Source organism: Arthrobacter stackebrandtii, assembly GCF_017876675.1.
In the GTDB taxonomy this organism is placed as follows: domain Bacteria; phylum Actinomycetota; class Actinomycetes; order Actinomycetales; family Micrococcaceae; genus Specibacter; species Specibacter stackebrandtii.
In genome coordinates, this window is the sequence record NZ_JAGIOI010000001.1 from 1,222,382 (window position 1) to 1,237,573 (window position 15,192).

A 15,192-nucleotide genomic window follows, 5' to 3' on the forward strand; every position below is an offset into this window, starting at 1 on the left:
CGGCCGGGGACTACGCGGCTGGGACGGCCTCCACGTAGGAGGGCTCGTGGCGCTTGAACCAGCGGATTGCCAGCGCGGTGACGGGGATCAGCGCGTACTGCACGCCCACCTTGTAGACGAAGCCCACCAGCACGTAGTTCGCGAACATGCCAAAGCCCACGATCCCAATGACGGGGGCTGCGACGGCGCAGAAGATCAAGGTGTCCAGGAACTCGCCGGCGCCGCTGGAGCCCATGAGCCGCATCCACAGCTTCCGCTCGCCGTGGTGCGCCTTGAGCCGGACCATGATCCAGGAGTTGACGGTCTGGCCGGCCAAAAACGCCAGCAGGCTCGCCAGCACAATTTGCGGGACCGGGCCCAGCGCCTCGGTCAGGGCGGCCTGCTTGGCCACGCCGTAGTCGTCGGTGAAGCCGGGCAGGGCGATGATCACCCAGTAGCAAAGGGAGGCGAAAATGGACAGGGCAAAGGTGGTGAGGATGGCCTTGCGGTTGACCTTGAAGCCGTACAGTTCGCTGATCACATCGCCCAGGATGTACGCGAAGGGGAACAGGAAGAAGCCGCCGTCGGTGATGATGGGGCCAAACTGCACGCCCTTGGAGGCGCCAATGTTGGACAGGATCACAATCACGGCCATGCATGCCAGGAGAATCCCAAAGTAGGGGCTCCCGACGGCGGCAAAGGCGGCACCGGGTGCCGGGGCGGGGGTCGTGGATTTCCCGGTCTCTGGGCCGGTGGTGCGGGGAGGGGTTGCCGAAGCATTGCTTTGCAGCGGGGACGTCATGGGTCTCAAATTTCTTTAGCTGAGTGGTTCGCTCATGCCGCACCCGCAGGGGTACGGCCGGCTGTATTATCACTGGGCCCGTCTGCACCCGGGCCATGCACCATTGTGTCACGGCGCCGAAACCACCCGGTCAACCACGGCATTTCACCTGCGCACCCCCGCCCTGTACCGCACCGCCCTTGCGGCAAAAGCGATCTTTCTTCCCGCAGGCCCGGACACGAAGGGAGGGGACGCGTTAGGCTGAATCGAACGTCGAGTGCCATCGCACGGGAAGCCGAGGAGTTGCACAAATGAATTACTGGTGGGTCAGCCATGGCCGCAATTACGAATCAGCCATCAATGACGGAATGCTGTGGAGCTGCCCGGATCCACACGGCGATCCGGACGGCACCCGCGAGCTCATCAAGGAGCTGCGCAAGGGCGACATCGTGTTCAACTACTTCGGCCCGTATGTGCGCGCTGTCAGCGTGGTGCTGGAGAGGTGGCAGGACGCGCCCCGGCCTGAGGGCTTTGAAAAGGGCCTGGACGAGTCCGACAACGGTTGGCTGGTCCGCACGCATCCGCTGGCCAAGAACCTCCAGCTGCATCGGGACCGCGCCGCGGACATCACTGCCGCCGATGAGCCCGAGGCCGGCGAACCCAAGCCGTTCAACGCCGCCGGCAAGCCCCGGCCGCGCTACATTTCCCCGCTGACGGCGGAAGAGGGCCAGGAGCTGCTGGCGGAGGCCGGCGTCACGGCGCCGCAGTCCTCCGCCATGAGCCTGCGCGGGCTGCCCGGCAGCGCCTGGGGCGCGGACGAACCCGATGACCAGACCCTCACCACCATCCGCCTCGAGCAGGCCTACCTGCGCAAACACCTGCTCAGGGACCGGCTGACGGCCTCCTGCGCCATCTGCGGCGAACACCTCCCGGCCCGGCTGCTGATTGCCGGCTATATCAAGCCCCGGCCCGCCAACAGCGAGGAGGAGCGCATGGACTACGAGCACAACGCCATGCTGACCTGCGCGCTCGGCTGCGACGCCCTCTACGAGTGGGGCTACATCGTGGTCGGCGCCAAGGGCCAGATCCAGCCCGGCCAGCCCGCGGAGACGCCGCGCATCGAGGACGCCGTGGAGGCGCTCGTGGGCCGCAACTGCAGCGCCTTCGACGAAAACACGGCAGATGCCTTCGCCGAAAACAAGCGGCTCATGCTGGAGCCGCAGCCCTAAAGGCACCGCAGGATGGTCGACGGCGGGCACCCGCCAAGGTGCCCGCCGCCGGCTTTCGCTGTGCCCGGCTACCGGGCGAAGGTGAGCACCTCCGCCAGCTGGCTCCACCCGTCCACGGCGGCGAATCGCTGCGCCTGGGCCTCCCCGGCCACCAGGTAGATGACGTCGGCGCCGTGGGCGAAGGCCTCGTCACCCAGGCCGGCCACCATGGCGTGCTCAAACCGGGCAAGCTGCTCCTCGTGCCCGTCGTCAACCGCCAGCCGTGAAATGACGGCCAGCCCGGCACCCATGGCCAGTCGGCCGCTGCCCACCGGCCGGTCAAAGAGGGCCAGCTCCACCAGGTCGTAGTTTTCCATGGGCGCATCGGCCAGGTACGCGTCCGCCGGCAGGTCGGGGTTCAGGTCAAGGTCCTCGGTCGCTGCCCGCAGCAGCAGGGCTCGGTCCGTGGTGCGCAGCCCCAGCGACTGGGCATACCCAACGGCCCCCGCCGCATCCTCGGTCACCAAGACCAGCTCGGCACCATCCACCGGCACGGCCGCCTCACCCGGCCAGACGGCCACGCGCCGGCCGCCCATGAGCACCGCAGCGCCCTCCGCCGTGGACTCAAGGTCCTGCACCGCCGCCCATGCCCGGGCCCAGTCCTGAAAAGTGTCCTGCCAGGAATCCATGTCCTCACCTTTTCCTCACGTACGAATCTGCCGCGCAGCCGCAGGATCCAGCCGGAGAGCGGCCGCGCCCCTCCAGCATAGGCACACGGCGGCGCGGATAATTATCGGACACCGCACGGCCCGCCACACTCGCCGCAGACACCCCAACCCGTTAGCATCAAGCCATGACCTCTTGGCAGCAAGACATCCTCGGCCCGGACTTTGAACAGCTCACCCTTGACCTGCTCGAGGGCTCCCCCGCCACCCTGGTGAGGTACGCAGGCCATGCCCCTAAATGGGAGCCGTCGTCGCTGACCGGGGCCGACATCCTCTACGTCCACGGCTGGTCCGACTACTTTTTTCAGCGCGAACTTGCCGAATTCTGGCACCGCGCGGGTGCCAACTTCTACGCCCTGGATCTGCACAACTACGGCCGCAGCCTGCGCCCCGGGCAGGTTCCCGGCCAGGTGGCCTCGCTCAACGAGTACGACGGCGACATTGCGGCGGCGCTGTCGGCGATGGGGCGCGCCGTGCCCGCAGAAGGTGACGCGGCGCCGCCGGTCCCGGCCCGGGCCGCCGACCAGCAAACTTTTGAACGGGCCTTTCTGGAGGAGGCCCGGCAACGGCTCAGCGCCGCCTTCGACGCCCTGGCTGGGCGGGAACGCACCGAGGTGCCGGAACCGGTTCCCGGTGTCCGGCCTCTGGTCCTGTTGGGCCATTCAACCGGCGGGCTGACCCTGAGCCTGTGGGCCGCCCGGCACCCGGGTGCGGCGGCCGCCGTCGTGCTCAACAGCCCCTGGCTGGAATTCCAGGCCAGCGAGGTGGGGCGGGCCGTGGTGGCCCCGCTGATCCAGGCGCGGTCGCGGTTCAAGCCCCATGCCCCGCTGCCGCAGATCGATCCCGGCTTTTACACGCGGGCGGTGTCCAAGAAGTTTGATGGCGAGTGGGAGTATGAGTCCCAATGGCGCCCGGACCACGGATTCCCGGTGACGCCGTCCTTTTTGAATGCCGTGTTTCAGGGCCAGGCGACAGTGGCTCGCGGGCTGGGCATCGACGTTCCTGTGCTTGTCATGCTGTCCGACAAAAGCTACCTGCAGCCGAAGTGGTCGTCGGACGCGCTCGCGGCAGACGTGGTGCTGAACGTTGATTCGGTGGCGCGGCGGAGCCTGGAACTCGGGCCCGCCGTGACACTGCAGCGGATCACCGGAGCCTTCCACGACGTGTTCCTCTCGCCCGGAACCGTGCGGGCGCAGGCCTATGCCGGGATGGGGCGGTGGGTGGAGGCGGCATTGAACACCGACTCGCGGCGGTTGTGGGACCAACGGACCCGGCCCGGGCAGGCGCAGGTGGGGCAGGCTGCCGGATAGGCCGAACCGTGTGAGCAAGGGCACGGAATCCCGGCCGGGGCGTGCCCGTTGAAACAGGTGCAGCGACGAAAGGAACGTATTCACCATGAGTGCAACCATGAAGGCCATGAGCTACGCCGTGTACGGCGGCCCCGAGGTCCTTGAATTGACTGAACGCCCGGTGCCCAAGGTGGCTCCCGGTTCCGTGCTGGTCCGGGTCAAGGCCGCCGGGGTGAACCCGGTGGACTGGAAAATCATGGCCGGCGGGCTCGACCCGTTCATGGACATCAACTTCCCGGTGACACCGGGCTGGGACGTGGCCGGCGTGGTCGAGGCGGTGGGCTTTGACACCCCCGAATTCCAGGTGGGCGACGAGGTGTATTCCTACGGCCGGCGCGACACCGTCCAGGGCGGCACCTTTGCCGAGCTTGTGGCGCTGCCCGCCGCAATCGTTGCGCACAAGCCCGCCGCGCTCAGCTGGGAGCATGCCGCGGCCCTTCCGCTGACCGGGATGACCGCCCAGCGCACCCTCGACACACTGGGCGTCAGCCCGGGCGAGACCCTCCTGGTCCACAACGGTTCCGGCAGCGTGGGCCGCACCGCCATCCAGTTGGCGGTGCTTGAGGGTGTGCGGGTCATCGCCACCGCGTCCGCGAAGAACCACGCACGCCTGCGCCAGCTCGGTGCGGAGCCGGTGGAGTACGGCCCCGGCCTGCAGGACCGCGTCCGGGAACTGGCCCCCGACGGCGTCGACGCCGCGGCCGATTTCGCCGGAGGTGTCCTGGAGGACACCCTCGCACTGCTGAAGCCCGGCGGACGGCACGCCTCCATTGCCGACTGGACGGTGCTACAGCACGGCGGGCAATACGTTTGGGTCCGGCCCGACGCCGACGAGCTGGCCCGCCTGTCCCTCTTGGTGGAGGCCGGCGCACTGGTTGTCGACGTCGCGCAAACGTTCCCGCTGGAACAGGCCGCCGACGCCTTCCGGGCGAGCATGTCCGGCCACGGCGCGGGCAAGATCGTCCTGACCCCCTTCACCCCCTAACCCGACGCCGCATCAGATAATCCCCACTTTCCCCCAACGCGGCATCAGATAATCCCTATTTCCACCCAACGCGGCATCAGATATGGCGCCGTTCGTCCCAACGCCGCATCACGTGCGGGCATTCTTCGCCGATGCCCGCACGCCGGAGGCGATAACGTTGTAGGGATTCGTCCCGCTGACCGCAAGGAACCCTGTGGCCAAGAAGTCCAAGAACACCAAGAAATCCCGATTCGGCAACCCGGCCAAAGCAGCGGCGGATGCTGCAGCAAAGACTGAAGCCCGCAGTGCTGCCGATGCCCGGCTGGACCGTGCCATGACGGCTTTGTCGTCGGGTTTTGTCGACTGGCTCGAAGCCCAGAGCCGCCCAGATACGTCAATCGATGTCAGTTTGGCCATCTTGGACGACTTCTTCGACATGTACCGGATCATTGAGCCGCACGCGGACCCCACCAATCTGGTGCCCGAGGCCGTCTACGAGGTCATGGATGTCACGGCGGACGCCAACCCCCTCGGGGTCCTGACCCTGCGCAGCGGTGTCAACGATTACGTCAGCTATCTGGCCCAGGCCAGCCTCTGGACGGGGACGCCGGAGGACCTGGCAGCGGTGCGTGCCGAGTTGGTGCGCACCGATGCGCCGGAGACGCTCGACGGCGCACACCTCACCGATGCGGACGGACCGGACGGCGGCGACTTCGAGTTCGCTGACATTTTTATTCCGGAGCTGTCGCCGGAGGATCTCGTGGCGGCCGCGCAGCATTCCCCCTTGTGGTTGAACACCCTGGCACTGTTGGACTGGGTGGGTGACGGCCGCGAGCTGGGGCCGGACGGGAAAATTACCGACCAGGAACAGGCAGCCGCCGTCATCAGCCACAGCGGATTCAAGCGCTTCACGAACGCCCAAAACAACAACACTGCTGGCCAGCATGGTGCAGACCGGTTGGCCTTCTATTGGGAAATGCTGGCCGCGAACAGCATCATCACGGTGGCCGACAACAAGATTTGCGTGGCCGATGGCGCCCCGCAGCAGGACGACACCGACGACATTGCGCACACCATGAGCAACCTGCTCGGCTACTACGTTTTCTCGGTCATCCTGGCGGACGCCGTGGACGATGACCTCGAGGACTGGCAAAATGCCATGGCCGGTTGGCTTTCCAGTGCCGCATCCGCAACCCCACCGGCGGCCGCCGTGCTCTTGCACGCCTTGGAAGAGCCCGAGGAAGATCCGGCCGCCTACTACACGGCCGAGTACATCGCACGATGGGCGGAAGAAGGCCTGGTCACCTTGGATGAGCACCTGCTGGTTCCACCCGCATGGCGCGCCGACGTGTACGACATCCTGCACGATGATTTCCCCATCCAGGCCGTGGGTCCGGGCGCCGAAGCGGGCCAGTAACCGCAGCAACTCCCGCTGCCGAAAGATCCCCTGTGCCCGAGCAGCTACGGTTGAAGCATTCATCCCCTGACCGCAAGGAACCCTGTGGCCAAGAAGTCCAAGAACACCAAGAAGCCCCGATTCGGCAACCCGGCCAAGGCCGCCGCCTCAAAAGCCGCTGGGACGGAAGCGAGCAACGTCCTCTCACTCAGTGACGCCATTGCACAACGTGCCAAGGCCGGATTGCTCCCAGAAACCATGGATCGCCTGGCAGCTGACTTCCGGTCATGGATGACTGCGGCCGGCGTCCCTGGCGACGAGGTCGACCGCTTGTCCAGCCTCCTCATGAACTACTTCCGCAACTACGCAGCCAGCGTGAGCATCCCCGATCCCACGAATCTGGACGTTGAGTTGACCGGCCTGATGCTCGAAGACGCGGGACGTTTCCACCCCGAAATGCGCATCAGTGTCTCCCTCGCACTGAACTCGTACCTCAAGTTCATGGTGACCACCGGGGCATGGACGGGTCCGACAGATGCGATGCTCGAATTGTTGGACCTGACGGCCACCGACATCCTCGCCCCGCCACGCCACGAGCTGGCACCTTATGTTTTCCACGACTCGGCGAATCCAGTTGCGGACGGCGTGGACCGTGCCTCCCGTCCATACGTCCAGCGGGCGGTGGCCCTCCTGACCTGGATCGGCGGAGGCCGCCCGCTGACCGCCACGGGCCTGCTGCGCCGCAAGGACATTGCCGAGGCTGCCGCGTGCGTTGATGCGCACGTTGTCGGCAGCGCACGGGTCGACTACGCAGGGCCCGGCAACGGATCTCCCCGGGCGGTCACATCCATGGCGAACGTGCCTCGCCTGATGGACTATTGGCATGCCCTGATTGACACAGGCCTGCTCACGGCCGGAAAGACCAAGGCGGCACCGACCAAGGCAGCCGAGGCCTTCCTCAAGGCCCCTGAACTGGCACAGGAAAAGACGATGCAACTGGCATACTGCCTGTTCTACGATTGCGCCATTCCTTTCGATGACGCGGCCCCGTCTGTATCCGCCGAGGCTGGGGTCGCCCGTTTGTTGGCAGCGGCCGCTTCCAACCGTCCCGACATCGCTATCCCGTTTGACCCTGAAGAACCCGAGCCGCAAGCAGACACCGAGGGACCAACCCCGCCTTTTCGGCTCAGCTCGTGGCGGACACTCAGGGTGAACAGTTCAATTAGCGAGCTTGTCGGCGCCGGCCTTGTCGAACAAGGACCGTTTCCGGTGGTCCCGCCGTCACTGCGGGGCGCATTGGCGCCCGTATTGGAACACTTTGACGAGATGATCCAGGCAGCAGGGCCCGAAAGGTGATGCCGCGTTCGCCGAAAGAGGCCATTGAGGTGCAGCGCCCGGAAGGGTTTTAGCCCCGGGCCATCCCCGCCTCGTGGACGCGCAGCTGCAGCAGGGCCAGGTCCACCAGAGGTGTGTCCACGCCAACGCTGCGCGCCCTGCGGGCGAAGTCGCCCACGATGTGTTCCCCCTCGTTGGGCAGCCCGGCCGTGACGTCGCGGTACAGCGAGGACGTGAAGTCGGACCCGTCTTCGGTCAGGAAGGCCACCGTCTCCGCCTGCTCCCCCGGGGACACCGGGAACCCGGCAGCCGCCGCCACCGCACCGGCCTCCGCCACGACGTCGGCCACAAAACCGGCACCGCCGGGAACCGCGGCGATGTCGCCCACGGGCCCGCGCATCAGGCACGTCACCACGCCGGCGGAGACGATGAACACCCACTTCTGCCACATCGCGTCGAGGCCATCCTGCGCCGGGACCACATCGATGCCCGGCACCGAGACCTCCGCCACCAGCCGTGCCAGGCGTTCCGACGCGTCGCCGCCCTGCTCCCCCAGCGTCCACCGCGCCAGCGGCCGCAGCACCGCAATGTCGCCGGCCGCATCGATCGTGCCCACCAAATGCACCACGGACCCCAGCACCTTCTCCGCCCCAAACGCCTCCGCGAGCGCATCCATGTGCGCCATCCCGTTCAAAAACGGCACGATCACGGTCTCGGGCCCAACGGCCGGGGCCACATCGGCGATGGCGCTTTGGAGCCCGGCAGCCTTCACGGTGAGAAGGACGACGTCGAACGTCCCACCCAGCTGCCCCGCCGTGGCCACCTTTGGCTCGATGCGCAGCTCCCGCTCCAGGCCGGCCACGCGCAGTCCCCGCTCCCGCAGGAATTCGGCGCGCCGCTCACGGACCAGGAAGGTGACGTCGCGGCCGGCGTCGGCCAGCCGGGCACCAAAATAGCCGCCGGTGGCGCCTGCGCCCACAATGAGAATTTTCATGCCGTGCCGTCCTTTTGCCCAAGCCGTGTTCGGTGCCGGCGGTATTCGTGCCAGGTGAGCACCACAATCAGAATATCGAACAGCGTCAGTGCCACCAGCCCCGCCGACGGCGTCACGGCCAGCTGGTAGAACTGGTACAGGATGAAGATGGCCAAGACGACGATCATCCACGGATACGCCCATAACTTATTACGAAGCAGCGCGGCCACGAGCACCACTTTCACAATGCCGTGGGCCAGCAGGTAGAAGGCGGTGAAGAGGACAACATGGTCGGTCAGGCTGTCGGCGCCACGAAGGATGTGGGTCGCGATGAAGTCGTTGGGATCCTCCGTCAGTTCCGGCTGGGTGACAAGGATGGCCAGCTGCCTGATCCTGTCCGGTGCGGTGAAGAGCAGAAGCGTGCCGGCAATGAGTTCCAGGACGCCGTCGAGGCCCTTGACGATGATGCCGACGTAGAAAAGCCGGGCCCACCAGTCGAATTTTTGAGTAATTTTCACCGTATCTCCTCGCCGCTTGGTGTGAGCGTAGCACCGGAGGGGTGGAGTGGGGCCCGGGCCCCACGTACCCCGGCCCTGGTTGACGTGGGCGCAGCGGCGGCGGAAGCTTGAGCTACATGGTCCGGACGCCGCCCGGCGGAACGGGCCATGGCAGCGCAACCGCCGCGGCCGCCCCGGCCCCGGCAGCAGTCAACGGCGACCGTCAAGGCGGGGTGTTTCGTGGAGCAGGTTTCAGCAGGCACGTTCAGGCAGGCGGGCAAGGTCATCGCCGTCCATGTGTCCTACCGCTCGCGTGCCGAACAGCGCGGCAGCATGCCAACGGAACCGTCCTACTTCCTCAAGGCCGCCTCGTCGCTGGCCCTGTCCGGCACAGAGGTTGAGCGCCCCGCCGGCTGCGAGCTGCTCGCCTTCGAAGGCGAGATCGCGCTGGTCATCGGCACCGCCGCCCGCCGCGTCAGCCCTGCGGAGGCGTGGTCCCACGTCCGGTTCGTCACCGCCGCCAACGACCTCGGGGTCTACGACCTCAAGTATGCCGACAAGGGCTCCAACGTCCGCTCCAAGTCCGGCGACGGCTTCACCCCGCTGGGCCCGGCCCTCATCCCCGCCCCCGCCGTGGACCCGGCCGGCCTGCGCATCCGCGCCTGGCTCAACGGCGCGCTCGTCCAGGATGACAGCGGCGCGGGCATGCTGTTCCCGTTCAGCCGCATCATCGCGGACTTGTCGCAGCTCATGACGCTGGAACCGGGCGACATCATCCTCACAGGCACCCCGGCCGGATCCTCGGTGGCCGTGCCGGGCGACACCGTCGAGGTGGAGGTGGACGACCCCGCCGCAGCCCTGTCCACCGGCCGGCTGCGCACCCCCGTTGTGCAGGGCCAAACCCCCATGGCGGTGTACGGCAGCGGGCCCCGTGCCACCGACGCCGACCGCATCGACGCCTGGGGCTCCCCCGCCGCAGCCGGCATCCCGGAGCCGGCCCCGCCCCTCCCCGCCGGCGGACTCAGCCCGGAACTGCGCCGCAAGCTGCTCAGCGTGGGCACCGCCACCCTCAGCTCCCAGCTGCGCCGCCGAGGCCTGGACAACGTCAGCATCGACGGCCTCGCCACCACCCGGCCCGGGGTGCGGATCGTGGGAACTGCCCGGACACTGCGCTTCGTGCCCAATCGCGAGGACCTCTTCAAGCGCCACGGCGGCGGCTTCAATGCCCAGAAGCGCATCATCAATTCCCTGCACGACGGCGAGGTGCTGGTCATGGAGGCCCGCGGTGATCCCGGCGCGGGCACCTTGGGTGACGTCCTGGCCCTGCGGGCCCAGGTGCTTGGCGCCGCCGCGATTGTCACCGACGGCGGGGTGCGCGACATCGCCGAGGTCGCGGCCCTGGAACTGCCCGTGTTCCACGCCGGAGCCCACCCCGCAGTCCTGGGCAGGCGCCACATCCCCTGGGACACGGACGTCACCGTCTCCTGCGGCGGCGCCACCGTCCAGCCCGGCGACATCATTGTCGGCGACGATGACGGCGTGCTGGTCATCCCGCCGTCGTACGCGGAGGACGTGGCGGACGCCGCCATCGCCCAGGAGCACGAGGAAATGTTCATCGCGGAAATGGTCGCACAGGGCCACAGCGTGGAGGGGCTGTTCCCCATGGACGCGCACTGGCGGACCCGGTTCGCCGTATGGGCCGCCGCGCCCGGAACCGCCCGCCACCCGGGCCACACGGGCCATGACAGCCAAGCAGAAGGAAACGCCCCATGAGCCATTTCATCCCGGACAAGCTGCCCGCGCACATCCGGCACTACATCGACGGCGGCCATGCGGACTCTGTGGGCGGGGAGACCTTTGACGTGCTGGACCCGGTGTCAAACGGCAACTACGCCACGGCCGCCGCCGGGCAGAAGGCGGACGTGGACCGGGCCGTGGACGCCGCCACGCGCGCATTCCGGGACGGGCCGTGGCCGCGGCTGAAGAACCGCGAGCGCGCCCGCGTGCTGAACAGGATTGCCGACGCCATCGAGGCCCGCGAGGACCGGCTGGCCGAACTGGAAACCTTTGACACCGGCCTGCCCATCACCCAGGCCCGCGGCCAGGCGCAGCGCGCGGCGGAGAATTTCCGCTTCTTCGCAGACCTGGTGGTGGCCCAGCTCGACGACGCCATGAAGGTTCCCGGCGCGCAGCTGAACTACGTGAACCGCAAGCCGGTGGGCGTGGCCGGGCTCATCACGCCGTGGAACACGCCGTTCATGCTGGAGTCGTGGAAACTGGCGCCCGCGCTCGCCTCCGGCTGCACCGTGGTGCTGAAACCGGCTGAATTCACTCCGCTCTCCGCGTCGCTGTGGGCCGGGATCTTCGAGGAGGCGGGCCTGCCGCGGGGCGTGTTCAACCTGGTCAACGGCCTGGGCGAGGAGGCCGGCGACGCCCTCGTGAAGCACCCCGGCGTACCGCTGATCTCCTTTACGGGCGAGACCACCACGGGGCAAGCCATCTTCGCCAACGCCGCCCCGAACCTGAAGGGCCTGTCCATGGAGCTCGGCGGCAAGAGCCCCTGCGTGGTGTTCGCCGACGCCGACCTCGACGCGGCGATCGACTCCGCCCTGTTCGGCGTGTTCTCCCTCAACGGCGAGCGCTGCACGGCCGGCTCGCGCATCCTGGTGGAGCGGGGCATCTACGAAGAGTTCTGCGAAAGGTATGCCGCCCGGGCCAGGAACATTGTGGTGGGCGCCCCCCACGACCCCGCCACCGAGGTGGGCGCGCTGGTGCACCCGGAGCACTACGCCAAGGTCATGCGGTACGTGGACCTCGGCAAGTCGGAGGGCCGCCTGCTCGCCGGCGGCGGCCGCCCCCCGGGCCTGGACACCGGAAACTACGTGGCCCCCACCGTCTTCGCGGACGTGGCCCCCGACGCGCGGATCTTCCAGGAGGAGATCTTCGGCCCAGTCGTTGCCATCACGCCCTTTGAGGACGACGCCGGGGCGCTGGCCTTGGCGAATGGCGTCAAGTACGGCCTGGCCGCCTATGTGTGGACGAACGACCTGGTGCGTGCCCACACCTTCGCCCAAGGCCTGGAGGCGGGCATGGTGTGGTTGAACAGCCACAACGTGAGGGACCTGCGCACCCCGTTCGGCGGGGTCAAGGCGTCGGGGCTGGGGCATGAGGGCGGCTTTCGCTCCCTCGACTTCTACACCGACCAGCAGGCCGTCCACATCACGCTGGGCACCGTGCACACGCCCAGGTTTGGCGCGGGGCCGTCTGGGGATGCAGGCCCCGGCCGCCCGCCCCGGGAGGAGCGGCCATGACAGATTTCGTGCACACCCCGAGCCTCCCGCCGCCGGACATCGTGCGCTGCGCCTACATGGAACTGGTGGTCACGGATCTCGCCGCGTCCCGCGAATTTTACGTGGACCTGCTGGGCCTGCACGTGACCTTTGAGGACGCGGACACCATCTACCTGCGCACCCTGGAGGAGTTCATCCACCACAACCTGGTCCTGCGGCGGGGCCCGGTGGCCGCTGCCGCCGTGGCAGCCTTCCGGGTCAGGACCCCCGCCGACGTTTCCCGCGCCGAGGCGTACTACCAGGCGCTGGGTGCCCGCACCGAGCGCCGCCTCGGCGGTTTCGTGAAGGGCATTGGCGACGCCGTCCGGGTGGAGGACCCGCTGGGCTTCCCCTACGAGTTCTTCTACGAGGCGGAGCACGTGGAACGACTGACCCAGCGCTACGACCTGTACAGTGCAGGCGAGCTGGTCCGGCTGGACCACTTCAACCAGGTCACCCCGGATGTCCCGCGCGGCCAAAAGTACCTGCAAGACCTGGGGTTCCGCGTCTCCGAGGACATCCAGGACGCCGCCGGAACCACGTATGCGGTGTGGCTGCACCGCAAGCAGACGGTCCACGACACCGCCCTGACCCAGGGCGACGGCCCCCGCATGCACCACCTGGCGTTTGCCACGCATGAAAAACAAAACATCATCGCGGTCTGCGACAAGATGGGGGCGCTGCGCATCTCCGACAGGATCGAGCGCGGGCCAGGCCGGCACGGTGTCTCCAACGCGTTCTACCTCTACATCCTGGACCCCGATGGGCACCGGGTGGAGATTTACACGCAGGACTACTACACGGGCGATCCCGACAACCCCGTCATCACGTGGGACGTGCACGACAACCAGCGCCGTGACTGGTGGGGCAACCCCGTGGTCCCGTCCTGGTACACCGAGGCCTCCCTGGTCCTGGACCTCGACGGGCGGCCCCAGCCGCTCAGCCAGCCGGCGGGCGTATCCGAGCAGGACGTCACGGTTGGCGCCGACGGCTTCTCCTACACGCGCGGGCCCAGCGGCGTGCAGCACGGCGAGGGCCACGGCGATGGGCCGCAGGGTTTCAAGCTGGGCGGCCAGCTGTGAGGGGGCCGGGCCATGCTTGACGCCGCCACCGTGGCAGCCATCGCCGACGAACTCGTGGAGGCCGGACGGACTAGGATCCCCGTCCCACTCCTGACCGCACGTCACCCCGGCATGACCGTGGACGACGCCTACCGGGTGCAGCGCCTGTGGCGCAGGCGCGGCGAGGCGTCTGGCCGGGTGGTCGCCGGGCACAAGATCGGCCTGACGTCCAAGGCCATGCAGCGCGCCACCGGCATCACGGAACCGGACTACGGCGTCATCTTCCGCGACGCCATCCTGGACAGCGGCGCCACGCTCGAGTGGTCACGCTACACCCGCCCGCGCGTCGAGGTTGAACTCGCCTTCCTGCTCAACAACGACATCCACGGTCCGGACGCCACTGTCTTCGACGTCCTGCGCGCCACCGAATACGTCACCCCTGCCCTGGAAATCCTGGACTCCCGCATCGAGATGGAGGGCAGGACCATCGTGGACACCATCAGCGACAACGCCGCGCTCGGCGCCGTGGTGGTGGGCGGCACCCCGGTGAAGCCGGACGCCGTCGACCTTCCCTGGGTGGCGGCGGTGCTGCACCGCAACCACACCGTGGAGGAAACCGGGGTCGCGGCCGGCGTCCTGGGCCACCCGGCAAACGGCGTCGCCTGGCTGGCCAACAAGCTCGCCGCCCACGGGGAGATGCTCAGGGCGGGCGAACTCATCCTCGCCGGATCCTTCACAGCCCCGTTGTGGGTCAACGCGGGCGACACCATCTACGCCGACTACCGCGAACTGGGGACCATCACATGCCATTTCGAGTAGACCCGTCGCTCAAGGACGCCCTCGCCGACGCAACCCGCCCGCTCGTGGGCATGTGGGTGTCCTCCGGCAGCGCGCTCATGGCCGAGATTTGTGCGGGGTCCGGGCTGGATGTGGTGCTGGTCGACGGCGAGCACGGCCCCAACGGGCTCGAGGGCATCCTCGCCCAGCTGCAAGCCGTCCGCGGCCACCCGGTGACGGCGGTGGTGCGCCCGCCAGTGAACGATGCCGTCGTCATCAAGCAGTACCTGGACATCGGTGTGCAGTCGCTCATGGTCCCCATGGTCCACACCGCGGCCGACGCCGAGGCTGCCGCAGCCGCCGCGCACTACCCGCCGCGGGGTGTGCGCGGGGTCGGCTCGGCACTGGCCCGGTCCTCCCGCTGGAACCGCATCCCGGACTACGTCCAGCGCGCGTCGGAGACGATCACGGTCATGGTGCAGATTGAATCCGCCGAGGCCGTGGGGAACGTGGCGGACATCCTGGCCGTGGACGGCATCGACGCCATCTTCCTCGGCCCGGCCGACCTCGCAGCCTCCATGGGCAGGCTGGGGGCGCAGGACCATCCGGAGGTGGTGGCCGCCGTCGAGCATTGCATTGCTGCGGCGAAGGCGGCGGGCAAGCCGGCGGGGGTCAACGCCTTCGCCGAGGCCACGGCCCGGCACTACCTCGGCGCCGGTGCCGGCCTGGTGGTGGTGGGCGCGGACGTCACCCTGCTGGCGCGCGGCAGCGAGGGGCTGGCCGCCACCTATATTCCCCAGTGATGGAACGACGGCGGC

14 protein-coding genes are annotated in these 15,192 nt (G+C 68.0%); 10 read left to right on the top strand and 4 right to left on the bottom strand.

What is annotated here, in order from left to right; translation table 11 throughout:
* Window positions 1-10: 10 nt before the first annotated feature.
* Complete coding sequence (locus JOF48_RS04990) at window positions 11-781, bottom strand: queuosine precursor transporter (protein ID WP_209677887.1); 771 nt, start codon at window positions 779-781, stop codon at window positions 11-13.
* A gap of 290 nt (window positions 782-1,071) precedes the next feature.
* On the opposite strand from JOF48_RS04990, the gene JOF48_RS04995 reads away from it, so the two are divergent.
* A complete protein-coding gene (locus JOF48_RS04995; RefSeq protein ID WP_209677890.1) occupies window positions 1,072-1,989 on the top strand; it encodes a hypothetical protein in 918 nt (305 codons plus the stop codon).
* A 68-nt stretch (window positions 1,990-2,057) separates the two neighbouring features.
* Here the strand turns inward: JOF48_RS04995 and JOF48_RS05000 are convergent, their stop codons facing one another.
* Window positions 2,058-2,657, bottom strand: coding sequence for a hypothetical protein (locus JOF48_RS05000; RefSeq protein ID WP_209677893.1), 600 nt, complete (start codon window positions 2,655-2,657; stop codon window positions 2,058-2,060).
* A 164-nt stretch (window positions 2,658-2,821) separates the two neighbouring features.
* Between JOF48_RS05000 and JOF48_RS05005 the strand changes: the two genes are divergently transcribed.
* The 4 genes from JOF48_RS05005 (at window position 2,822) to JOF48_RS05020 (ending at window position 7,758) form a co-directional block, all read left to right on the top strand.
* Window positions 2,822-4,003 carry an alpha/beta hydrolase gene (locus JOF48_RS05005; protein ID WP_209677896.1) on the top strand — a complete coding sequence of 394 codons (1,182 nt, stop codon included), beginning with the start codon at window positions 2,822-2,824 and terminating at the stop codon, window positions 4,001-4,003.
* Window positions 4,004-4,100: 97 nt separating this feature from the next.
* Window positions 4,101-5,027, top strand: coding sequence for an NADP-dependent oxidoreductase (locus JOF48_RS05010; RefSeq protein ID WP_209684172.1), 927 nt, complete (start codon window positions 4,101-4,103; stop codon window positions 5,025-5,027).
* Between the two features lie 193 nt (window positions 5,028-5,220).
* Complete coding sequence (locus tag JOF48_RS05015; RefSeq protein ID WP_209677899.1) at window positions 5,221-6,423, top strand: hypothetical protein; 1,203 nt, start codon at window positions 5,221-5,223, stop codon at window positions 6,421-6,423.
* Between the two features lie 84 nt (window positions 6,424-6,507).
* Window positions 6,508-7,758 (top strand): hypothetical protein, encoded by a 1,251-nt coding sequence (locus JOF48_RS05020; protein ID WP_209677902.1) that lies wholly within the window; start codon window positions 6,508-6,510, stop codon window positions 7,756-7,758.
* 49 nt (window positions 7,759-7,807) lie between these two features.
* On the opposite strand, the gene JOF48_RS05025 is transcribed toward JOF48_RS05020, so the two are convergent.
* Together JOF48_RS05025 and JOF48_RS05030 are read right to left on the bottom strand one after the other, a co-directional pair.
* Window positions 7,808-8,731: a ketopantoate reductase family protein gene (locus JOF48_RS05025; protein WP_209677905.1), complete on the bottom strand. Its 924-nt coding sequence runs from the start codon at window positions 8,729-8,731 to the stop codon at window positions 7,808-7,810.
* Complete coding sequence (locus tag JOF48_RS05030; protein WP_209677908.1) at window positions 8,728-9,228, bottom strand: DUF2127 domain-containing protein; 501 nt, start codon at window positions 9,226-9,228, stop codon at window positions 8,728-8,730. Before JOF48_RS05030 ends, JOF48_RS05025 begins: the two co-directional genes overlap by 4 nt.
* 219 nt (window positions 9,229-9,447) lie before the next feature.
* On the opposite strand from JOF48_RS05030, the gene JOF48_RS05035 reads away from it, so the two are divergent.
* From JOF48_RS05035 to JOF48_RS05055, 5 genes are read left to right on the top strand one after another with little or no spacing between them, the layout of a single operon-like run.
* Window positions 9,448-10,980, top strand: coding sequence for a fumarylacetoacetate hydrolase family protein (locus JOF48_RS05035; RefSeq protein WP_342591161.1), 1,533 nt, complete (start codon window positions 9,448-9,450; stop codon window positions 10,978-10,980).
* The gene (gene hpaE, locus JOF48_RS05040; RefSeq protein ID WP_209677925.1) at window positions 10,977-12,518 is read left to right on the top strand and encodes a 5-carboxymethyl-2-hydroxymuconate semialdehyde dehydrogenase; all 1,542 of its coding nucleotides are present in this window, start codon (window positions 10,977-10,979) and stop codon (window positions 12,516-12,518) included. Before JOF48_RS05035 ends, hpaE begins: the two co-directional genes overlap by 4 nt.
* Entirely contained in the window at window positions 12,515-13,618 is a 1,104-nt protein-coding gene (gene hpaD, locus JOF48_RS05045) for a 3,4-dihydroxyphenylacetate 2,3-dioxygenase (protein ID WP_209677927.1), read from the top strand. The genes hpaE and hpaD overlap by 4 nt, the downstream gene beginning before the upstream one ends.
* Before the next feature lie 12 nt (window positions 13,619-13,630).
* Window positions 13,631-14,416 (top strand): 2-oxo-hept-4-ene-1,7-dioate hydratase, encoded by a 786-nt coding sequence (gene hpaH / locus JOF48_RS05050; protein WP_209677929.1) that lies wholly within the window; start codon window positions 13,631-13,633, stop codon window positions 14,414-14,416.
* Window positions 14,401-15,177 (top strand): aldolase/citrate lyase family protein, encoded by a 777-nt coding sequence (locus JOF48_RS05055; RefSeq protein WP_209677931.1) that lies wholly within the window; start codon window positions 14,401-14,403, stop codon window positions 15,175-15,177. The genes hpaH and JOF48_RS05055 overlap by 16 nt, the downstream gene beginning before the upstream one ends.
* The last annotated feature ends 15 nt before the right edge of the window (window positions 15,178-15,192 follow it).